This is a genomic window from Amycolatopsis sp. NPDC051903, assembly GCF_044452505.1.
Lineage (GTDB): Bacteria > Actinomycetota > Actinomycetes > Mycobacteriales > Pseudonocardiaceae > Amycolatopsis.
The window spans coordinates 433298-453620 of sequence record NZ_JBITBT010000004.1 but is presented as its reverse complement, the minus strand read 5'-3'; the positions used below and the strand labels follow the sequence as shown (position 1 = coordinate 453620).

21 protein-coding genes are annotated in these 20323 nt (G+C 72.8%); 18 read left to right on the top strand and 3 right to left on the bottom strand.

All coding sequences use genetic code 11. From position 1 onward, the window contains the following. Nucleotides 1-67: 67 nt before the first annotated feature. The 8 genes from ACIA77_RS13090 to ACIA77_RS13055 all read left to right on the top strand — a co-directional run bounded on the left by ACIA77_RS13090 (nucleotide 68) and on the right by ACIA77_RS13055 (nucleotide 7634). Nucleotides 68-517 (top strand): hypothetical protein, encoded by a 450-nt coding sequence (locus tag ACIA77_RS13090; RefSeq protein ID WP_395886216.1) that lies wholly within the window; start codon nucleotides 68-70, stop codon nucleotides 515-517. A gap of 204 nt (nucleotides 518-721) precedes the next feature. Continuing rightward, nucleotides 722-1840: a prepilin peptidase gene (locus ACIA77_RS13085; protein ID WP_395886047.1), complete on the top strand. Its 1119-nt coding sequence runs from the start codon at nucleotides 722-724 to the stop codon at nucleotides 1838-1840. Between the two features lie 45 nt (nucleotides 1841-1885). Next, on the top strand, nucleotides 1886-3073 hold the full coding sequence (gene aroC / locus ACIA77_RS13080) for a chorismate synthase (RefSeq protein ID WP_395886046.1): 1188 nt from the start codon (nucleotides 1886-1888) through the stop codon (nucleotides 3071-3073). Continuing rightward, on the top strand, nucleotides 3070-3609 hold the full coding sequence (locus ACIA77_RS13075) for a shikimate kinase (protein WP_395886045.1): 540 nt from the start codon (nucleotides 3070-3072) through the stop codon (nucleotides 3607-3609). Before aroC ends, ACIA77_RS13075 begins: the two co-directional genes overlap by 4 nt. Nucleotides 3610-3619: 10 nt before the next feature. Beyond that, a complete protein-coding gene (aroB, locus tag ACIA77_RS13070) occupies nucleotides 3620-4729 on the top strand; it encodes a 3-dehydroquinate synthase (RefSeq protein ID WP_395886044.1) in 1110 nt (369 codons plus the stop codon). Continuing rightward, on the top strand, nucleotides 4726-5157 hold the full coding sequence (gene aroQ, locus ACIA77_RS13065; protein WP_395886043.1) for a type II 3-dehydroquinate dehydratase: 432 nt from the start codon (nucleotides 4726-4728) through the stop codon (nucleotides 5155-5157). The genes aroB and aroQ overlap by 4 nt, the downstream gene beginning before the upstream one ends. Further along, the gene (locus ACIA77_RS13060; RefSeq protein WP_395886042.1) at nucleotides 5154-6083 is read left to right on the top strand and encodes a GNAT family N-acetyltransferase; all 930 of its coding nucleotides are present in this window, start codon (nucleotides 5154-5156) and stop codon (nucleotides 6081-6083) included. The genes aroQ and ACIA77_RS13060 overlap by 4 nt, the downstream gene beginning before the upstream one ends. Before the next feature lie 21 nt (nucleotides 6084-6104). Next, nucleotides 6105-7634: a beta-xylosidase gene (locus tag ACIA77_RS13055; protein WP_395886041.1), complete on the top strand. Its 1530-nt coding sequence runs from the start codon at nucleotides 6105-6107 to the stop codon at nucleotides 7632-7634. On the opposite strand, the gene ACIA77_RS13050 is transcribed toward ACIA77_RS13055, so the two are convergent. Next, nucleotides 7558-8151 carry a B-4DMT family transporter gene (locus ACIA77_RS13050; RefSeq protein WP_395886040.1) on the bottom strand — a complete coding sequence of 198 codons (594 nt, stop codon included), beginning with the start codon at nucleotides 8149-8151 and terminating at the stop codon, nucleotides 7558-7560. The two genes, ACIA77_RS13055 and ACIA77_RS13050, sit on opposite strands and share 77 nt — an antisense overlap. 135 nt (nucleotides 8152-8286) lie before the next feature. Between ACIA77_RS13050 and ACIA77_RS13045 the strand changes: the two genes are divergently transcribed. The 3 genes from ACIA77_RS13045 to nusB are packed head-to-tail and all read left to right on the top strand — an operon-like array spanning nucleotide 8287 to nucleotide 10450. Then, complete coding sequence (locus ACIA77_RS13045; protein WP_395886039.1) at nucleotides 8287-9384, top strand: M24 family metallopeptidase; 1098 nt, start codon at nucleotides 8287-8289, stop codon at nucleotides 9382-9384. 44 nt (nucleotides 9385-9428) lie between these two features. Beyond that, nucleotides 9429-9992 carry an elongation factor P gene (gene efp / locus ACIA77_RS13040; protein WP_395886038.1) on the top strand — a complete coding sequence of 188 codons (564 nt, stop codon included), beginning with the start codon at nucleotides 9429-9431 and terminating at the stop codon, nucleotides 9990-9992. Continuing rightward, complete coding sequence (nusB, locus tag ACIA77_RS13035) at nucleotides 9992-10450, top strand: transcription antitermination factor NusB (RefSeq protein ID WP_395886037.1); 459 nt, start codon at nucleotides 9992-9994, stop codon at nucleotides 10448-10450. Before efp ends, nusB begins: the two co-directional genes overlap by 1 nt. 201 nt (nucleotides 10451-10651) lie before the next feature. Here nusB and ACIA77_RS13030 read toward each other — a convergent pair whose 3' ends face one another. Beyond that, complete coding sequence (locus tag ACIA77_RS13030; protein ID WP_395886036.1) at nucleotides 10652-10798, bottom strand: hypothetical protein; 147 nt, start codon at nucleotides 10796-10798, stop codon at nucleotides 10652-10654. 10 nt (nucleotides 10799-10808) lie between these two features. Continuing rightward, nucleotides 10809-11297 (bottom strand): transcriptional regulator, encoded by a 489-nt coding sequence (locus ACIA77_RS13025; RefSeq protein ID WP_003096372.1) that lies wholly within the window; start codon nucleotides 11295-11297, stop codon nucleotides 10809-10811. Nucleotides 11298-11558: 261 nt separating this feature from the next. Between ACIA77_RS13025 and pyrR the strand changes: the two genes are divergently transcribed. The 7 genes from pyrR to pyrF are packed head-to-tail and all read left to right on the top strand — an operon-like array spanning nucleotide 11559 to nucleotide 20240. Continuing rightward, the gene (gene pyrR / locus ACIA77_RS13020) at nucleotides 11559-12176 is read left to right on the top strand and encodes a bifunctional pyr operon transcriptional regulator/uracil phosphoribosyltransferase PyrR (RefSeq protein ID WP_395886035.1); all 618 of its coding nucleotides are present in this window, start codon (nucleotides 11559-11561) and stop codon (nucleotides 12174-12176) included. After that, nucleotides 12173-13105, top strand: coding sequence for an aspartate carbamoyltransferase catalytic subunit (locus ACIA77_RS13015; RefSeq protein ID WP_395886034.1), 933 nt, complete (start codon nucleotides 12173-12175; stop codon nucleotides 13103-13105). Before pyrR ends, ACIA77_RS13015 begins: the two co-directional genes overlap by 4 nt. Next, nucleotides 13102-14436, top strand: a complete 1335-nt coding sequence (locus ACIA77_RS13010; RefSeq protein ID WP_395886033.1) for a dihydroorotase — start codon at nucleotides 13102-13104, stop codon at nucleotides 14434-14436. The genes ACIA77_RS13015 and ACIA77_RS13010 overlap by 4 nt, the downstream gene beginning before the upstream one ends. Continuing rightward, nucleotides 14436-14951 (top strand): transporter, encoded by a 516-nt coding sequence (locus ACIA77_RS13005; RefSeq protein ID WP_395886032.1) that lies wholly within the window; start codon nucleotides 14436-14438, stop codon nucleotides 14949-14951. Before ACIA77_RS13010 ends, ACIA77_RS13005 begins: the two co-directional genes overlap by 1 nt. Further along, a complete protein-coding gene (gene carA, locus ACIA77_RS13000) occupies nucleotides 14948-16081 on the top strand; it encodes a glutamine-hydrolyzing carbamoyl-phosphate synthase small subunit (RefSeq protein WP_395886031.1) in 1134 nt (377 codons plus the stop codon). The genes ACIA77_RS13005 and carA overlap by 4 nt, the downstream gene beginning before the upstream one ends. Beyond that, nucleotides 16081-19395 carry a carbamoyl-phosphate synthase large subunit gene (gene carB, locus ACIA77_RS12995; RefSeq protein WP_395886030.1) on the top strand — a complete coding sequence of 1105 codons (3315 nt, stop codon included), beginning with the start codon at nucleotides 16081-16083 and terminating at the stop codon, nucleotides 19393-19395. Before carA ends, carB begins: the two co-directional genes overlap by 1 nt. Continuing rightward, complete coding sequence (gene pyrF / locus ACIA77_RS12990; protein WP_395886029.1) at nucleotides 19392-20240, top strand: orotidine-5'-phosphate decarboxylase; 849 nt, start codon at nucleotides 19392-19394, stop codon at nucleotides 20238-20240. The genes carB and pyrF overlap by 4 nt, the downstream gene beginning before the upstream one ends. Nucleotides 20241-20323: the final 83 nt, after the last annotated feature.

Genomic DNA, 20323 nt, shown 5'->3' with positions numbered 1-20323 from the left:
CGGCGAGGGGCCCGGGGAGGTCGCGGGCGGTTCGGAGGGGCCGCCCCCCGACCTGCTTCCCACGCTGATGCGCAAGGTGCGCCGCCGGCGGCGGATCCGGACCGCGGTGACCGGGGGAGCGGCCGGGTTGGCCGTCGCGGCGGGGGTGGCGCTGGCGGTGTCGCTGGCTTTGCCGGAGGCGCCCCCGGCGGCGCCCGCACCGCCGCCGCAGCCGCCCGCGCTGGCGATGTCCGCGTTGGGCGAATACCCGATCCAGGCTGCGGCGCGCCTCGAAACCGAGGCGTGGGGCACCGAGGTCGAGATGTCCTGCAGCTACCGCGGTGGTCGTGGCGGCGACTATTCGCTGGTCGCCATCGCGCGCGACGGTGCCCAGACACAATTGGCGACGTGGCAGGCGATGCCGGAGTACACCGCCAAGGTCGTCGTCGGGACGAAGCTGAAGTCGCAGGACATCGGGTCGCTGGAGATCCGGAGCGTCCGGACGGGGAAACCGTTGATGCGCTTGGTTTATCCATGACTTGTCCGGAGGTTAGGTAGCCGCTCCCGCCGCAGCTCGATTTCGCGCAGCTGCGGCGGTTTGCGTTTTCCACCGCGGTTCGGCGCGTGCTCCCGTTGGTGTTCGGCTGCTCCGTCGGGTGAATTCGGGGCCGTTTCGGCGCGAACGGTCCCCTCGCACCATCGCGGCTTTGGCCTTTCGCGGCATCGCTGCGAACGTGGAGGCATGTCCTGGGGAATGGTCGTGGCGGGAGTGGTCGTGGTGCCGCTGCTCGTCTGGTCGGTGAAGCGAGCCGGGGCGCCGGTGCCGCCGGTGGCCGCGGTGGCGCTCGTCGCCGGTGCGCTCGGTGTCGTCGCGTGGCGCAGCGGTGCGGACGCGTGGGCGCGGTGGTGGTGGCCGGTGCCGTGGCTGCTCACGGTCGTCGGCGTGCCGCTGAGCCTCGCCGACCTCAAGCACCGCCGGCTGCCCGATGCGCTCACGTTGCCCGCGTACCCCGCGATGGCGGTCGCGCTCGGGCTGGCCGCGGCGACCGGCGGGGGCCCGGCCCTCCTCGTCGACGCCGTGGCCGGGACCCTCGTGTTCGGCGGCGCGCACCTCGCGGTCCACCGCGCCCTGCCGGGCCGGATGGGCGCGGGCGACGTCAAGCTCGCGGGCGTCCTGGGCGCGGTGCTGGGCGCGCTGGGCTGGGTGTCGATGGTGTTCGCGGCGATCGCCGCGGCGGTCGTGAGTGCGGTGCTCGCCGTGCGGATGGAGATCGTGGCGCGGGCGCGGTGGCCGGATGGGGGCGGCGCGATCGGGCCAGACGGCAGCCTGTCCGGGCCCGGTAGTGCCGGGTTCTCGCCGAGCCGCGGCGCGATGGGGCCGGGTAGTGGATCGTCCGTGCTCGGCAGTGCTGGGTTCGCGCCACGCAGTGGCGCGAGCGGTAAGCCGTTCTCGCCAAGTCGCGGCGCGATGGGGCCGGGTAGTGGATCGTCCGTGCTCGGCAGTGCTGGGTTCGCGCCACGCAGTGGCGCGAGCGGTAGTGCCGGGTTCTCGCTAAGTCGCGGTGCGATGGGGCCGGGTAGTGGATCGTCCGTGCTCGGCAGTGCTGGGTTCACGCCACACAGCGGCGCGAGTGGCAGGCCGTTCTCGCCAGGCAGCGCCGGGTTCGCGTCGGGCGGCGATGCGATTCCGGCTGCCCTCGGTGCGGGTGGCCGTGCGCGGGCGCAGGGCGGCGGCAACGGGGCCGCCGGTAGCCCCCGCCGGGCGCTCCGGTGTGGTGTGCCCCACGGGCCGGCTCTGGTGCTCGCGGCCTGGACGTGCGCGGTCTTCCCCGGGGTGGGATCGGGGGTGGTCCCGAGCTGAGGGGCTCCCGGCCGGGCGTCCTGCCAGCCGTGACAGGATTGTCAGGTGTTGCGCTGGATCACCGCAGGAGAATCGCACGGACCCGCCCTCGCCGCTGTGCTCGAGGGCCTGCCCGCCGGGGTGGAGGTGACCACCGGGGACCTCACCGCGCAGCTGGCGCGGCGCCGGCTCGGGTTCGGTCGCAGCCCCCGCATGGGGTTCGAAACCGACCACGTGCAGTTCCTCGGCGGGGTCCGCCACGGGCTCACGCAGGGCGGCCCCATCGCGGTGCAGATCGAGAACGCCGAGTGGCCCAAGTGGGAACAGGTCATGGCGGCCGATCCGGTCGACCCGGAGGTGCTCGCCGGGCTGGCGCGCAACGAGCCGCTCACGCGGCCGCGCCCCGGGCACGCCGACCTGCCGGGCATGCAGAAGTACGGCTTCGACGAGGCGCGCCCGGTGCTGGAGCGGGCGAGCGCTCGCGAGACCGCTTCGCGCACGGCGCTGGGCACGGTGGCGCGCAACTTCCTGCGCCAGCTGCTGGGCGCCGAGGTCCTGAGCCACGTCGTGTCGATCGGGGGCGCGGACGCACCCGAGGGCCCGCTGCCGAAGCCCGAGGACCTCGCGGCGATCGACGAGAGCCCCGTGCGGTCGTTCTCGGCCGAGGGCACCGAGGCGATGGTCGCCGAGGTGGACGCGGTGCGGAAGGCGGGCGACACCGTCGGCGGCGTGATCGAGGTGCTGGCCTACGGACTGCCGCCGGGCCTCGGGTCCCACGTGCACTGGGACCGGCGGCTCGACGCGCGCCTCGCGGGCGCGCTGATGGGCGTGCAGGCGATGAAGGGCGTGGAGGTCGGCGACGGCTTCACCACGGCGCGGCGCTGGGGCAGCCAAGCCCACGACGAGATCGACCGCGGCACCGGGCCGGTGGGCGTCACCCGACGGACCAACCGCGCGGGCGGGCTGGAAGGCGGCATCACCAACGGCGAGATCCTGCGGGTCCGCGTCGCGATGAAGCCGATCTCGACGGTGCCCAAGGCGCTGTCCACGGTGGACGTGCGCACGGGCGAGCCCGCCGTCGCGATCCACCAGCGGTCGGACGTGTGCGCGGTGCCGCGCGCCGGGGTCGTGCTGGAGTCGGTCGTGGCGCTGGTGCTGGCTGAGGCGGCGCTGGAGAAGTTCGGCGGCGACTCGCTCGCCGAGACCAAGCGCAACGCCGAGGCCTACCTGAAGGCGCTCGAGGAGCGCTGGTGAGCCCCCGCGCCGTCGTGGTCGGGCCGCCGGGTTCGGGCAAGAGCACGGTGGGCCCGATGCTGGCCGAGGCGTTCGGCGTGGCGTTCCGGGACACCGACGACGACATCGTCGAGCGCGCCGGCCGCGCGATCGCCGACATCTTCGCCGAGGACGGCGAACCGGCGTTCCGCGCGCTGGAGGCGCAGGCCGTGGCGACGGCGCTGGACGAACACGACGGCGTGCTGTCGCTCGGCGGCGGCGCCCCGCTCACGGCGGAAACCCGCGCGCTGCTGGCGAAGCACACCGTGGTGTTCCTGAACGTCGGGCTCGCCGCCGGGGTGCAGCGCACCGGCCTGTCGAGCGCGCGCCCGCTGCTCGCGGGCGTGAACCCGCGCGCGACGTTCAAAGCCCTGCTCGACGCGCGCCTGCCGGTGTACCGGGAAGTGGCGACCGTCGAGATCGAGACCGATCAGCGGACGCCCGCCGAGGTGGTGGCGGCCGCCGTCGCCGCGCTCGAGCCGGCCGCCGACCAGCAATCCGAGCAGTTGCAGGAGTAGTGAGACAACCGTGTCCGAACCGGTCCGGATCCGCGTCGCGACGGCGCACCCCTACGACGTGGTCGTGGGCCGCGGCCTGCTGGCCGAGCTCACCGCGCAGCTCGCCGACGCGTCCAAGGTCGCGCTGATCCACCCGCCCACCCTCACCACCACGGCCGAGGCCGTGCGCGACGAGCTGGCCGCCGCGGGCCTGGACGCGCACCGCGTGGAGATCCCCGACGCCGAGGACGGCAAGGCCTTCACGGTCGCCAGCTTCTGCTGGGAGGTGCTCGGCCGCATCGGCCTCGACCGCCGCGGCGTGGTCGTCGGCCTCGGCGGCGGCGCCGTGACGGACCTCGCCGGGTTCGTCGCCGGCACCTGGATGCGCGGGGTCCGCCTGGTCAACGTGCCGACGACCCTGCTGGGCATGGTCGACGCGGCCGTCGGCGGCAAAACGGGCATCAACACCGAGGCCGGCAAGAACCTCGTCGGCGTGTTCCACGAGCCGAGCGCCGTGCTCGTCGACCTCGCGACGCTCGAGACGCTGCCGCCCAACGAGCTGGTCGCCGGCATGGCCGAGGTCGTGAAGACCGGGTTCATCGCCGACCCGCGCATCCTTGAGCTGATCGAGCAGGACCCGGCCGGCGCGCTCGACGCGACGGGCGACGTGCTCGCCGAGCTGGTCCGCCGCTCGATCCAGGTCAAGGCCGACGTGGTCGCCGCGGACCTGCGCGAATCCGACCTGCGCGAGATCCTCAACTACGGCCACACCCTCGGGCACGCCATCGAGCGCCGCGAGCGCTACCGCTGGCGCCACGGCGCGGCCGTGAGCGTGGGCCTCGTGTACGCCGCCGAGCTCGCGCGCCTCGCGGGCCGCCTCGACGACGAGACCGCGGCGCGCCACGCGTCGGTGCTCAAGCTGATCGGCCTGCCGACCACGTACGACCCCGACGCGCTGCCGCAGCTCGTCGAATCCATGAAGGGCGACAAGAAGACCCGTTCCGGTGTGCTCCGGTTCGTGGTTCTCGACGGGCTCGCCAAACCGGGCCGGCTCGAAGGCCCCGACCCGGCGCTGCTGGCCGCGGCCTACTCCGCGGTCGCGGCGGAAGCGCCCCAGAACGGCGGGAGCGTGCTGCTGTGAAGGTCTTCGTCTTCAACGGTCCCAACCTCGGCCGCCTCGGCAAGCGCGAGCCCGACGTCTACGGCTCCACCACCCACGACGACCTCGTGGCCCTGTGCGTGGACACCGGCACGGAGCTCGGCCTCGACGTCGAAGTGCGCCAGACCGATCACGAGGGTGAGCTCGTCGGCTGGCTCCACGAAGCCGCCGACGCCGCCACCCCCGTCGTGCTCAACGCCGGCGCGTGGACGCACTACTCGATCGCCGTGCGCGACGCCGCGGCGCAGGTGCCCGCGCCGCTGATCGAGCTGCACATCACCAACGTCCACAAGCGTGAGCAGTTCCGCCATCACAGCGTGCTCTCCGACATCGCCGACGGCGTGATCGTGGGTCTCGGCGTGGACGGGTACCCGCTCGCGCTGCGCTGGCTGGCCGCGAACGCGAAGTGAGCCCGGTCCCGGAGCTCACCACCGAACGGCTCCGGTTGCGGGCACTGACCGAAGGCGACACCGACGCAGTGGTGGCGGTGTTCGCCGACCCGGAGATGAGCCGGTACTTCGCCGCCGACTTCTCCGACCCCGCGCAGGCCCACACCATGGTCGCCCGCCGGCTCGCCTACGCCGGTCCCGAAGGCCAGGGGCACTGGGCCGTGGAACGCGCCGGCGAGGTCATCGGCGTCGCGCACCTGCGCCCGTCTTCGCAGTTGCCGGGAGACGTCGCGGAGCTGGGCTACTTCATCACGGCCCGCCACGCCGGCCACGGCTACGCGACGGAAGCCGCCCGCGCGCTCGTCGACCACGGCCTGCACGGTCTCGGCCTGCCCGCCGTCTGGGCGCTGGTGCACGAGGACAACGCGGCCAGCCGGGCCGTCGCGAGCCGGCTCGGGTTCCTCGACGTCGGGTCCGGTGAGCACTACGGCGCCGAGCACCGTGTGCTCGTCGCCCTGCCCACCGCACACGGGAAACCGCACCACATCGAGCTCTGGGTGCCGGACCTCGCGCGCGCCGAGCGCAGCTGGGGCTGGCTGCTGGGCCGGCTGGGCTACCGCGAGTTCCAGCGCTGGCCCACCGGCGTCAGCTGGCGCCTGGGCCCGACGTACGTCGTCGTCGAAGCCTCGCCCGCCCGGACGGCCGGCACCCACGAGCGCACCCGTCCGGGGCTCAACCACCTCGCGCTGCACGTGGCGACCCGCGCGCAGGTCGACGAACTCGCCGGCGGCGGATCCGGCTGGCGGCCGCTCTTCACCGCCGAATACCCCTACGCGGGAGGAAAAGCGCACTACGCGGCCTACCTCGAGAACGAAGACGGCTTCGAGGTCGAACTCGTTGCCCTGGACCACCCGCCACGCCGGGAGCCACTCACCCGTCCGGGTTAAGGCTCGTTACACTTCCCCATCATGCGCCCGTTCCGTCGCGGGGGTCCGCGACCAGTGCGTGCCCTCCTCGCCCTGGCTCTGTCCGGGGTCGTGGTGGCGGGCTGCAGCGACAGCTACGCGCAGTCCCAGGCCGACGGACCGGACCACGGCGGCATCGCCGGCGGCGAGCAGGCTCCGCCGAAACCACCGCGCGAGGCGAACGTCGCGCTCGGCACCGCGAACGCCCGCCAGAGCTCCGGGGTGGTGGCGGCCGGCGCCGCGGACGCGGTCTACAACTACGGCCCCACCGTGATGGTCGAGGGCGGCAAGACCCGCATGTGGTGGTGCAGCCAGTACAGCAGCGCACCCCCGCCGGGCGACGACATCCTGTACGGCGAAGCGCCGACGGCCGACGGGCCCTTCACCGGCCCGGGCGGTGGCGCGCCGGTCGCGGTGCTGTCCGGTTCACCGGGCGGGTTCGACGGGGTGCACACGTGCGACCCGTCGGTGCTGCGCGTCGGCGGCACGTACTACCTGTACTACACGGGCGCGGCGGGCGACCACGCGCTCGGCAACGCCATCGGGCTCGCCACGAGCAGCGACGGCATCCACTGGACGCGCGCCGCGGGCGGGCAGCCGATCCTCGGGCCCTCGCACGACGTGCACCGCGACAACGTCTACGGCGCGGGCCAGCCGTCGGTGGTGTTCCTCGACGGCTGGTACTACCTGATGTTCACCGACACCACGGGCCGCGCCGCCGGCTGGAACGGCGCGGGGCAGTTCGTGATCCGCTCCCACGACCCGGCGTTCCGCAGCGGCGTGGAAGCGCTGGGGGACGGGGGTTTCGCGCCCGTCGCGGGGACCAACGCCCCGCGCGAGCGCTCGGTGGTCGACGGGTTCAGCGCCGATCTCGAATGGGCCGGCGCGCTCGACGCGTTCGTGATCGCCCACGAGACCGCGACGGGCACGACGCTGACCTTCTGGGACCGCGATTTCACGCTCCAGCCCTACGCGCCGCTCACGATCCCCGGCGCGTGGAAGGAAGGCCCCGGGCTCGTCCGCCGGCCCGACGGGCACGCGCCGACCTCGGTCACGGACCCGTGCGACACGGTCTCGCTCGACGTGGTCCGCGCGACCGCGATCGGCTCCGCGGGCGCGCCGACGGGGCTCGAGCACTTCGGCCTCGACGTGCACGGCGCCGGCGGCTGCTCGAGTCCGGACCGCGTGACGACGACCTTCGACGGGGTCGCGATGCCGTCACCGGACCGCCGGATGGACCTGTTCCGCCGCGGCGAGCGCATCCGCGTCGACCGCCGTTCGGTCGCGGTGGAGCTGGCCGGCGAGGTCGTGGACCGGCCGCTCACGCCCGTCGGCGGCATCCCGGTGAAGGCGACGCTGAAGTCCGCCACCCCCGTGGTCCACGCCTACGGGCGCGGGTACGGCGTGGTGCTCGGCGACGTGCTCTACGGCCTGCCCGACACGGCGACCGTCGGCCTCAACGGGGCCGAGGTGACGGAGATCGACCCGCGACAGTGGGACGCCTACGCGCCCGGTTTGCCGCTGGGCGGCTGACCGGCGACGGCTTGGGCTTCGCCGCGGCCGCGGCGGGCTCCGGCAGCTCCAGCTGCCCCGACTGGCTGCCCGAACCGTCGTCGGAGTCGTCGTCGGCGTCCCCGATTTCGGGGGCCTCCGGTGCGGGCCGCCGGATGCGCCCGCCCACGAACAGCCCCAGCCCGGCCGGCACCAGCACGAGCAGCGCCGAGAACGCCGCACCGCCGGTGAGCGCCGCGGCCAGTTCCGACACACCGGTCTGGTCGACGAACACCGCGCGGCCGATCACGTACAGGATGCCGGACACCACACCCGCCACCAGCGCGGCGATGAACCAGGCCCGCCCGCGGTGCGCCACGCCGCGCCAGCCGTCGACCGCGCTCCACAGCGCCGCGATCCCCACCAGCACGGCGAGCGTGGCGGAGGTGATCACGGTCTGGTCGGTCGGGTGGAACACGGACCACTTGGCGAGCAGCGTCATGGCGGCGGCGTGCACGACGGCCATGACCAGCCCGCGAGTCAACCAGGCACCCAGCATGGACGGAGTGTAGGTGGCCGGGCGTGAACGCCGCGTGTCCGTCCCCGGCCGGCGACGCCGGGTGCGCTCCCGGGCGCCGACGTGACCGCCGCGCGCGTCCCCGGCCCGCCCTCGCCGGCTGGTTAAGCTGGCCGGGTGCCTGAAACCCACGCTCACCGCCGCGGCTCGCTGCGGTCCCTGATCACCGAATCCGGGGTCGACGCGCTGCTCGTCACCGACCTGCTCAACATCCGCTACCTCACCGGGTTCACGGGGTCCAACGCCGCGCTGCTCGTGCACGCCGGCGGTGAGGACAAGACCGTGTTCTGCACCGACGGGCGCTACACGACCCAGTCGGCCGCCGAGGTGCCCGACCTGGAGCGCGTCATGGGCCGCGCGAGCGCCCGCGTGCTGGCCGACCTCGCGGCGCGCGAGCACTCGGCCTACGGGCGGACCGGCTTCGAGAGCCAGCACGTGAGCGTGGAGGAGCACGAGGTGCTCAAGGTGCGCTTCGAGAAGGTGGCGCTCATCCGCACGCCCGGGCTGGTGGAGCAGCTGCGCGCGGTGAAGGACGAGGTCGAGGTCGCGGCCCTGCGCTCGGCCTGCGCCGCGGCCGACCGCGCGCTCGCCGACCTGCTGGCGGCCGGTGGCCTGCGCGCCGGCCGCACCGAGCTGGAAGTGGCCCGCGACCTGGAGAACCGCATGCTCGAGCACGGCTCGTCGGAGCCGTCGTTCGCCACGATCGTGGCCACCGGGCCCAACTCGGCGATCCCGCACCACCAGCCCACCGGCGCCGAGCTGCGCGAAGGCGACTTCGTGAAGCTCGACTTCGGCGCGACGGTCGACGGCTACCACTCCGACATGACGCGCACGTTCGTGCTCGGCAAGGCCGCCGACTGGCAGCGCGAGCTCTACGACCTGGTCCACCGCGCCCAGGCGGCGGGCACCGCGGCCGTTGCGCCGGGCGCCGACGTGTCCGAAGTGGACGCGGCGGCCCGGTCGGTGATCGCCGCGGCGGGCCACGGCGACGACTTCGCGCACGGGCTCGGCCACGGCGTCGGGCTCGAGGTGCACGAGGCGCCGAGCCTCGCTACCACGGGCGTCGGTACACTGTCCGCCGGTATGGCGGTCACCGTCGAGCCCGGCGTGTACCTCGCGGGGCGCGGTGGCGTGCGCATCGAGGACACGCTCGTCGTGCGGGCCTGGAGGCCCGAACTCCTCACCCTGACCACCAAGGACCTCGTGGCCGTCTGAGACGGGCCGCGGACGAAGAGATCGACACAGGAGACCGAAAGCTCGTGGCCACCACCAACGACCTGAAGAACGGGCTCGTCCTCAACCTGGACGGCCAGCTGTGGACCGTCACCGCGTTCCAGCACGTCAAGCCGGGCAAGGGCGGTGCGTTCGTGCGCACCACGCTCAAGCACGTGCTGACCGGGAAGGTCGTCGACAAGACCTTCAACGCCGGCACGAAGGTCGACACCGCCACCGTGGACCGCCGCAACATGACCTACCTGTACAAGGACGGTCAGGACTTCGTGTTCATGGACGGCGACACCTACGACCAGATCACGGTGCCGGCCCAGGTCGTGGGCGACAACGCCAACTACATGCTCGAGAACACCGAGGTCCAGGTCGCGGTGCACGAGAACGAGCCGCTGTACGTCGAGCTCCCGACCTCGGTCGAGATCCTCATCCAGCACACCGACCCGGGCCTGCAGGGCGACCGCTCCACCGGCGGCACCAAGCCGGCGACGCTGGAGACCGGCGCGGAGATCCAGGTGCCGCTGTTCGTCTCGACCGGCGAGAAGATCAAGGTCGACACCCGTGACGGCCGGTACCTCGGCCGCATCTCCGGCTGATGGCGGACAAGCAGAAACCGCACCCCCACCGCGGCGGTCCGATCAGCCGGCGGCAGGCCCGGCGGCGCGCCGTCGAGATGCTGTACGAAGCCTCCCAGCGCGGCACCGACGCGGTCACCCTCCTGGCCGACCGCGTCGGTTCCGTCGAGGTCGACCCGATCGCCGACTACACGATCACCGTGGTCGAGGGCGTCACGGCGCACCGCGAGCAGATCGACGAGCTGCTCGCCGAGCACTCCCAGGGCTGGACGCTGGAGCGCATGCCACCCGTCGACCTGGCCGTGCTGCGCGTGGGCGTCTACGAGATGCTCTGGTCCTCGGACGTGCCGGACCCGGTCGCCATCGACGAGGCCGTGGGCCTCGCGAAGGAACTTTCGACCGACGACTCGCCCCGCTTCGTCAACGGCGTGCTCGGCCGCATCGGCACCATCGCGGACCGGCTCCGCGCCGTGCTCTAGCTGTAGCGGCCCCGGCCGCACGAAAGGCCGCGCACCCCTCGGGGAGTGCGCGGCCTTCGTCGTTTCCGAAGCTGAGGTGCCCCCAGGAAGCCTCACGTGTGGGGTCCGGGAGAGGTCTTCGTCACACCTCGCTCCGCTCGGGCGTCGCCCGGTGAACCGGGTTCACCGGAGGGGTGACCCGGAAGCGCTAGCCCGATCGGGTCACGCGCCGGGGCGGCCGCGCGGCAGCGAAGGGACCGGCGGGGCGGCGATGATCACCGTCCGCAGCCGGGCGAGGGCGCCGGCGGGTGTCCGGAGCATGCTGAGCGTCGCCGGTGCCCCGCCGAAAACGCCCACCGCGTCGGACATCCGCCGCGCATCAGTCTTCTTTGGACGGACGAGCCTCGGGCGGCAGGACGCCCCAGTCGATGAGCTGCTCGGTGAGCTCGCCGGGGGTCATGTCGTAGATGATGGCGAGCGACCGCAGGTCCTCGGTGCGGATGGAGAGCACCTTGCCGTTGTAGTCGCCGCGCTGGCTCTGGATGGTGGCCGCGTACCGCGCGAGCGGGCCGACCTTCTCCGCTGGCAGCTGCTGCAGCCGCTCCAGGTTGATCACGATCTTCGTGGCGGGCTCGGCACCCGAGGGTACGCGGCCCTCCGGCAGCAGTTCGACCACCGGCACACCGTAGAAGTCGGCCAGTTCGGCCAGCTTCTGGACGGTGACGGCTCGATCACCACGCTCGTACGAGCCGACGACGACGGCCTTCCAGCGGCCGCCCGACTTCTGCTCGACCCCGTGCAGGGACAGGCCCTGCTGCTGGCGGATCCCGCGGAGCTTGGCCCCGAGCGCCTTGGCGTAATCGCCCATCTGGTGGTTCTCCGTTTCCTCACCCCCACGCCGGTCGGGTTGACCGGTCAGGGGACTCCTCGAGTCGAATACTCAGAGTAATGGTTACGCATAGTTGTCACCAGGTCAAGCAGAACGTCTTCGTGCCTGGTCGCGGACGTGGGTACACCACCCGGAAGGCTGATTGACCGCTCCTGCTACTGTCGGTGCGATTTCCCGGCACGAGCTGGGAGTCGACGTCCTTTAAGGACCCGTCCAGAGAGGCGGGGAAGGAGGTCCGCCTTGTCGTCACGTCCGCGTGGCGCGGCGGAGCCGGTCGGGGAGCGCGAGCTCCTGTCGGCCGGCGATGTCGCGCGCACCATCGCCCGGATGGCCCATCAGGTCATCGAGAAGACCGCACTCGGTGCGGGTGCTTCGGGCGACGTTCCACCCGCCGGGCACGCGCCACCGGTGCTGCTCGGCATTCCCACCCGCGGTACGCCGCTGGCCGCCCGCCTCGCCGAGAAGATCGGCGAGTTCTCCGGGGTCGTGCCCCCGTCCGGCGCCCTCGACGTCACCCTGTACCGCGACGACCTGCGCCGCCGTCCGCCGCGCGCGCTCGAGCAGACCCAGCTGCCGCCCGACGGCGTCGACGACCGCGTGGTGATCCTGGTCGACGACGTGCTGTTCTCCGGCCGCACCATCCGCGCCGCGCTCGACGCCCTGCGCGACCACGGCCGCCCGCGCGCCGTGCAGCTGGCCGTGCTCGTCGACCGCGGCCACCGCGAGCTGCCGATCCGCGCCGACTACGTCGGGAAGAACGTGCCCACCGCGCGGGCCGAGGGCGTGAACGTGCTGCTGTCCGAAACGGACGGCCGCGACGCGGTCCTGCTCCGCGCGCCGGAAGGAGAACCCCGGTGAAGCACCTGCTCGCCACCGACGGCCTGGACGCCGGCACCGCGACGGCCGTCCTGGACACCGCCGACGAGCTCAAGCACACGCTGCTCGGCCGGGAGGTCCGCAAGCTGCCGACGCTGCGCGGCCGCACGATCATCACGCTGTTCTACGAGAACTCGACCCGCACGCGCGTGTCGTTCGAGATCGCCGGGAAGTGGATGAGCGCCGACGTGATCAACGTCTCGGCGTCGAGCTCCTCGGTGAACAAGGGCGAATCGCTGCGGGACACCGCGCTCACCCTGGCGGCGGCCGGCGCCGACTGCGTGATCATCCGGCACCCGGCCTCGGGCGCGGCTCACCGGCTGTCGGGCTGGCTCGCCGAGGCCGGCACCGCGGTGGTCAACGCGGGTGACGGCACCCACGAGCACCCCACGCAGGCGCTGCTCGACGCCGCGACGCTGCGCGAGCGGCTCGGCACGCTCAAGGACCGCCGGGTCGCGATCGTCGGCGACGTGCTGCACAGCCGTGTCGCCCGCTCGAACATCCACCTGCTCAGCACCCTCGGCGCGGAGGTGGTGCTCGTGGCGCCGCCGACGCTGCTGCCGGTGGGGGTCGAGACCCTGCCGGTCACCGTGTCCCACGACCTCGACGCCGAACTGCCGGCTGTCGACGCCGTGATGATGCTGCGGGTGCAGGCGGAGCGGATGACCGGCGGGTTCTTCCCGAGCTCGCGCGAGTACTCGATCGCGTACGGCCTGTCGGAGCGGCGCCAGCGCCTGCTGCCCGACCACGCCGTGGTGCTGCACCCCGGACCGATGCTGCGCGGGATGGAGATCGCCTCGGCGGTCGCCGACTCCCCGTCCGCGGCCATCACCGAGCAGGTCCGCAACGGCGTGCACGTCCGCATGGCCGTCCTCTACCACCTCCTGGCCAGTGAAGGAGCCGCCGAATGACCGCCGACGCACGCACTTCTGCGGAGGCGGCGCCGCACACCGGCACCCCGCTCGTGCTCAAGGGCGCCCGCCCGTACGGCGAGGGCGAGCCGGTGGACGTGCTGGTCGAGGACGGCGTGATCACGGCGATCGGCCGGGTCTCCGTGCCCGCTGACGCCGAGGTCGTCGAGGCCGCCGGCCAGGTCCTGCTGCCCGGGTTCGTCGACCTGCACACCCACCTGCGCGAGCCCGGCCGCGAGGACACCGAGACGATCGAAACCGGTTCGGCGGCCGCCGCGCTCGGTGGCTACACCGCCGTGTTCGCGATGGCCAACACCGACCCGGTGGCCGACAACGCGCTGGTCACCGACCACGTGTGGCGGCGCGGGCAGGACATCGGCCTGGTCGACGTGCACCCCGTCGGCGCCGTGACCGTCGGGCTCAAGGGCGAGAAGCTCGCCGAGCTCGGCACGATGGCCAAGGGCACCGCGGCCGTGCGCGTGTTCTCCGACGACGGCGTCTGCGTGGCCGACCCGCTGCTGATGCGCCGCGCGCTGGAGTACTCGACCGCGCTCGACGCGGTGGTCGCGCAGCACGCCGAGGAGCCGCGGCTGACGGTCGGCGCGCAGGCCAACGAAGGCGAGCACTCCGCGCGCCTGGGTTACCCGGGCTGGCCCGCGTCGGCCGAGGAGTCCATCGTGGCGCGCGACTGCCTGCTGGCCCAGCACGCCAAGGCGCGGCTGCACGTGTGCCACGTGTCCACCGCCGGCACGGTCGACGTGCTGCGCTGGGCCAAGGACCGCGGCACCCGGGTCTCGGCCGAGGTCACGCCGCACCACCTGCTGCTCACCGACGAGCGCCTGGCCACCTACGACCCGGTGAACAAGGTGAACCCGCCGCTGCGCACCGGCGGCGACGTCGAGAAGCTGCGGGCCGCGCTGGCCGACGGTGTGATCGACTGCGTCGCCACGGACCACGCGCCCCACGCGCCCCAGGACAAGGACACCGAGTGGAGCGTCGCGCGGCCCGGCATGCTCGGGCTGCAGACCGCGCTCTCGGTCGTCGTCCGCGCGATGGTCGAAACGGGCCTGCTCGACTGGCGCGGCGTCGCCCGCGTGCTGAGCGAGCGGCCCGCCGCGATCGGCAACCTGCCCGACCACGGCCGCCCGATCGAGGTCGGCGAGCCGGCCAACCTGACGCTCGTGGACCCGGGTGCCGAGTGGACGGTGCGCGGTGCGGAGCTCGCCAGCATCGCCGCCAACACCCCGTACGAGGGAATGCGGCTGCCCGCCGTGGTGACGGCCACCGTGCTGCGCGGGCGGATCACGGCGCGCGAAGGGAAGATCTGCTGATGGACCGGCTCCTCCTCACCCTGGGGATCGTCGTCTTCTTCCTGCTGTGCCTGTGGGGCATGTGGGTGGGCTGGCGGCGCAAGGCGCGCTCGCAGAGCGCGCAGGTGGCGCCGTTCCCGCAGCTTCCGGCGGAGCCCGGCGAGGTGCTCCTGGAATCCGCGGGGCTGTACGTCAGCACCACGACCGCGGGCAACTGGCAGGACCGCATCGTGACCCGGGGCGCGGGCCTGCGCACCGGCGCGGTGTGGCGCCTGCACCCGGGCGGAATCGCGATCGAACGCGGTGGCGCGCCCGACTTCTGGATCCCGCGCGAGGCGGTCACCGGCGTCCGCCGCGATTCGCGCATCGCCGGGAAGGTGATGGGCACCGACGCGCTGCTCGTCATCACCTGGCAGCTGGCCGGCAAGGAACTCGACACCGGGTTCCGCGGCGACGAGCTCGACGACTATCCACAGTGGATCGAGCAGCTTTCCCCCGACAACTCGGATCACGACATCAAGGGAGGTGCCCAGTGAGCACCGCGAACGGCACCCGCGGCCCGGCCGCCCTGGTCCTCGAGGACGGCCGGGTCTTCCGCGGCGCGGCGTACGGCGCGCGCGGGCGGACGCTCGGCGAGGCGGTGTTCTGCACCGGCATGACCGGCTATCAGGAGACCCTGACCGACCCGTCCTACCACCGGCAGATCGTGGTGCAGACCGCGCCGCAGATCGGCAACACCGGCTGGAACGACGAGGACGACGAGTCCGCCCGCATCTGGGTCTCGGGGTACGTCGTGCGCGACCCCGCGCGCACCCCGTCGAACTGGCGCGCCAAGCGCGGCCTCGACGAGGAGCTGACGCGCCAGGGCGTGGTCGGCATCGCCGAGGTGGACACCCGCACGCTCACGCGCCACCTGCGCGAGCGCGGCGCGATGCGCGCCGGCGTGTTCTCCGGCGACGCGCTGGGCACCGAGGAGCAGATGGTCGCCGAAGTGCTGGCGAGCCCGCAGATGAAGGGCGCCGACCTCGCGGGCGAGGTCTCCACGGACAAGCCGTACGTGGTCGAGGCCCAGGGGGAGCGGCGCTTCCGCGTGGCCGCGCTCGACCTGGGCATCAAGTCCAACACCCCGCGCCTGATGACGCAGCGGGGCCTCGAGGTCCACGTGCTGCCCGCCGCGACCTCGGTCGAGGACCTGCTCGCCGTCGAGGCCGATGGCGTCTTCCTCTCCAACGGCCCCGGCGACCCGGCGACCACCACGCACGCGACCGAGCTGACGAAGGCCGTGCTGGAGCGCGAGATCCCGCTCTTCGGCATCTGCTTCGGCAACCAGATCCTCGGCCGCGCGCTGGGGCTGGGCACCTACAAGATGCGTTACGGCCACCGCGGCATCAACATCCCGGTGATCGACGTGGCGACCGGCCGCGTCGCGATCACGGCGCAGAACCACGGCTTCGCGCTCGAAGGTGAGCCGGGCCAGCGGTTCGAGTCGCCCTACGGCGAGGCGCAGATCAGCCACTACTGCCCGAACGACGACACGGTCGAGGGCGTGCGCGCCTTCGACGTGCCGGCGTTCTCGGTGCAGTACCACCCCGAAGCCGCGGCCGGCCCGCACGACGCGGCTCCGCTGTTCGACGAATTCGTGACCCTGATGGAGAAGAAGGCCTGATGCCGAAGAGGACGGACATCCAGCACGTGCTGGTGATCGGCTCCGGGCCGATCGTGATCGGGCAGGCCGCCGAGTTCGACTACTCGGGCACGCAGGCCTGCCGGGTGCTGCGCAGCGAAGGCCTGCGCGTGAGCCTGGTGAACTCGAACCCGGCGACCATCATGACCGACCCCGAGTTCGCCGACGCCACCTACATCGAGCCGGTGACGCCGGACTTCGTGGAGAAGGTCATCGCGCAGGAGCGCCCCGACGCGCTGCTGGCGACCCTCGGCGGTCAGACGGCGCTCAACTGCGCCGTCGCGCTGCACGAGCGCGGTGTGCTCGAGAAGTACGGCGTGGAGCTGATCGGCGCCGACATCGACGCCATCCAGCGCGGTGAGGACCGCCAGAAGTTCAAGGACATCGTGCGCACGGTCGGCGCCGACGTGCCGCGCAGCCGCGTGTGCCACGACATGGCCGAGGTGCGCGACACCGTCGCCGAGCTCGGCCTGCCGGTTGTGATCCGGCCGTCGTTCACCATGGGCGGGCTCGGATCCGGCCTGGCGTACACGCCGGAGGAACTGGAGCGGCTGGCGTCCACCGGCCTGAGCGAGTCGCCGGTCACCGAGGTGCTCATCGAGGAGAGCGTGCTCGGCTGGAAGGAGTACGAACTCGAGCTGATGCGCGACAAGCACGACAACGTCGTGGTCGTGTGCTCGATCGAGAACGTCGACGCGATGGGCGTGCACACCGGCGATTCGGTCACCGTCGCGCCGACGATGACGCTCACCGACCGCGAGTACCAGGTGATGCGCGACGTCGGCATCGCCGTGCTGCGCGAGGTCGGCGTGGACACGGGCGGCTGCAACATCCAGTTCGCGATCAACCCGGCCGACGGGCGCATGGTCGTGATCGAGATGAACCCGCGCGTGTCGCGTTCGTCGGCGCTCGCGTCGAAGGCCACCGGCTTCCCGATCGCCAAGATCGCCGCGAAGCTCGCCATCGGTTACACGCTCGACGAGATCCAGAACGACATCACGGGCGAGACCCCGGCGGCGTTCGAGCCGACGCTGGACTACGTCGTGGTGAAGATCCCGCGCTTCGCGTTCGAGAAGTTCCCCGGCGCGGACCCGACGCTCACCACGACGATGAAGAGCGTCGGCGAGGCGATGTCCTTCGGCCGCAGCTTCCCCGAGGCGCTCGGCAAGGCCATGCGGTCGATCGAGACCAAGGCCACCGGCTTCTGGACCCGGCCCGACCCCGAGGGCGCGACGCTGGAGTCCACTTTGGACGCCTTGCGCGTGCCGCACGAGGGCCGGCTGTACGAAGTGGAGCGCGCGCTGCGGCTGGGCGCCGGCGTGCAGCAGGTGCACGAGGCCAGCGGCCTCGACCCGTGGTTCATCGACCAGATCGCGCTGATCGGCGAGGTCGGCGCCGAGGTGCGCGACGCACCGGTGCTCGACGGCGACCTGCTGCGCCGCGCCAAGCGCACCGGCCTGTCCGACCGGCAGATCGCCGCGCTGCGGCCCGAGCTCGCGGGCGAGGACGGGGTGCGCGCGCTGCGCCACCGCCTCGGTGTGCGGCCGGTGTTCAAGACCGTCGACACCTGCGCGGCCGAGTTCGCCGCCAACACGCCCTACCACTACTCCGCCTACGAGACCGACCCCGCGGCGCAGTCGGAGGTCGTGGTGCAGGGCGACAAGCCCAAGGTGCTGATCCTCGGCTCCGGCCCGAACCGCATCGGGCAGGGCATCGAGTTCGACTACTCGTGCGTGCACGCCGCGATCGCCTTGCGCGAGGCCGGGTTCGAGGCCGTGATGGTCAACTGCAACCCGGAGACGGTCTCGACCGACTACGACACCTCCGACCGCCTGTACTTCGAGCCGCTGTCCTTCGAGGACGTGCTCGAGGTCGTGCACGCGGAACAGGCGTCGGGCACGGTCGCGGGCGTGATCGTGCAGCTCGGCGGCCAGACGCCGCTGGGCCTGGCGCAGCGGCTCGCCGACGCCGGGGTCCCCGTCGTGGGCACCCCGCCGGAGGCGATCAACCTGGCGGAGGACCGCGGCGCGTTCGGCGAGGTCCTCGGCGACGCCGGGCTGCCCGCGCCGAAATACGGCACGGCGACCTCGTTCGAAGGCGCGAAGCGGATCGCCGACGAGATCGGCTACCCGGTGCTGGTGCGCCCGTCGTACGTGCTCGGCGGCCGCGGCATGGAGATCGTGTACGACGAGGAGACCCTCGCCGGCTACATCCGCCGCGCCACCGAGGTCACGCCGGAGCACCCCGTGCTGGTCGACCGGTTCCTCGACGACGCGATCGAGATCGACGTCGACGCCCTCTTCGACGGCGAGGAGCTCTACCTCGGCGGCGTCATGGAGCACATCGAGGAGGCCGGCATCCACTCCGGCGACTCGTCGTGCGCGCTGCCGCCGATCACGCTCGGCGCCACCGACCTCGAGGAGGTGCGCCGCTCCACGGAGGCGATCGCCCGCGGCGTGGGGGTGCGCGGCCTGCTGAACGTGCAGTACGCCCTCAAGGACGACGTGCTGTACGTGCTGGAGGCCAACCCGCGCGCCTCGCGCACGGTCCCGTTCGTCTCCAAGGCCACGGCGGTGCCGCTCGCGAAGGCGGCGGCGCTGGTCATGACCGGCTCCACGATCAAGGACCTGCGCACCTCCGGGGTGCTGCCCGCCGAGGGCGACGGCGGCCGGATGCCCGCCGACTCCCCGGTGGCGGTCAAGGAAGCCGTGCTGCCGTTCCACCGCTTCCGCACCCCCGAGGGCCACGGCGTCGACTCGCTGCTGGGCCCGGAGATGAAGTCGACGGGTGAGGTCATGGGCGTGGACGTGTCGTTCGGGAAGGCGTTCGCGAAGTCCCAGAGCGGCGCGTACGGCTCGCTGCCGACCTCCGGGCGGGTGTTCGTCTCGGTGGCCAACCGCGACAAGCGCTCGATGGTCTTCCCGGTCAAGCGGCTCGCGGACCTCGGCTTCGAGATCCTCGCGACGTCCGGCACCGCGGAGGTGCTGCGCCGCAACGGGGTCGAGTGCACGGTGGTGCGCAAGCACTACGAAGGCTCGACCGAGGCCGAGCCGAACATCGTGGACGTGATCCTCGCGGGCGGGGTCGACATGGTCATCAACACCCCGTACGGCAACAGCGGGCCGCGCATCGACGGCTACGAGATCCGGACGGCGGCGGTGTCGCGGGACATCCCGTGCATCACCACCGTGCAGGGCGCGGCGGCGGCCGTGCACGGCATCGAAGCGCTCATCCGGGGTGACATCGGGGTCCGGAGCCTCCAGAGCCTCCAGGCGGCGCTGAAGGCCACGACGTGAACGCGCCCGAGCGGTTCGGGGCCCGGCTGGCGAGAGCGGTGGCCGCGCGCGGGCCGCTCTGCGCCGGCATCGACCCGCACCCGGGCCTGATCGAGTCCTGGGGCCTGCCGCTGGACGCGAGCGGGCTCGAGCGGTTCGCGCTGGGCGCCACGGAGGCGCTGGCGGCCGTCACGGCGATCGTGAAGCCGCAGTCGGCGTTCTTCGAGGCGTTCGGCCCGGCCGGGGTGGCGGTGCTGGAGCGCGTCGTCGACGCGGCCCACGACGCCGGAGCGCTCGTGCTGCTGGACGTCAAGCGCGGGGACATCGGTTCGACCATGGCCGCCTACACGGCCGCGTACGTGGCCGACAAGGCCGCGTTCACGGCCGACGCGGCCACGGTGTCGCCCTATCTCGGGTTCGGTGCGCTCGATCCCGCGGTGGCGGCCGCGACCGCGGCGGGCAACGGCCTGTTCGTGCTCGCGCGCACCTCCAACCCCGAGGCGCACGCCCTCCAGAGCGCGCGGCTGCCCGACGGCCGCACGGTCGCGCAGAGTGTCGTCGACGCGGCGGCGGAGCACAACGCGGGGACTGAACCCTACGGTGACGTAGGTGTGGTCGTCGGTGCCACGATCACCCCCGGCGAGCTGGATCTTTCCCGGCTCAACGGCCCCGTGCTCGCGCCCGGTTTCGGCGCCCAGGGGGCAACCGTGGCGGACTTACGGGCAGTGTTCGGTCCGGACCTCCCGGGCGTGCTGCCGGCGTCTTCGCGTGATCTGCTGCGCCACGGTCCGGACCCCGCTTCCTTGCGCCGCGCGGCCGCCGAGGTCGCGGACCTGCTGGTGCGGACACCCGAAAATGACCAATAGCAGGCCCTGGAATCGGCCTCCACCAGCCACCCCCGCATTGTGGCCCCTGCTCAAGGGTGGGTACCGTCGCGTCACCCACCCAG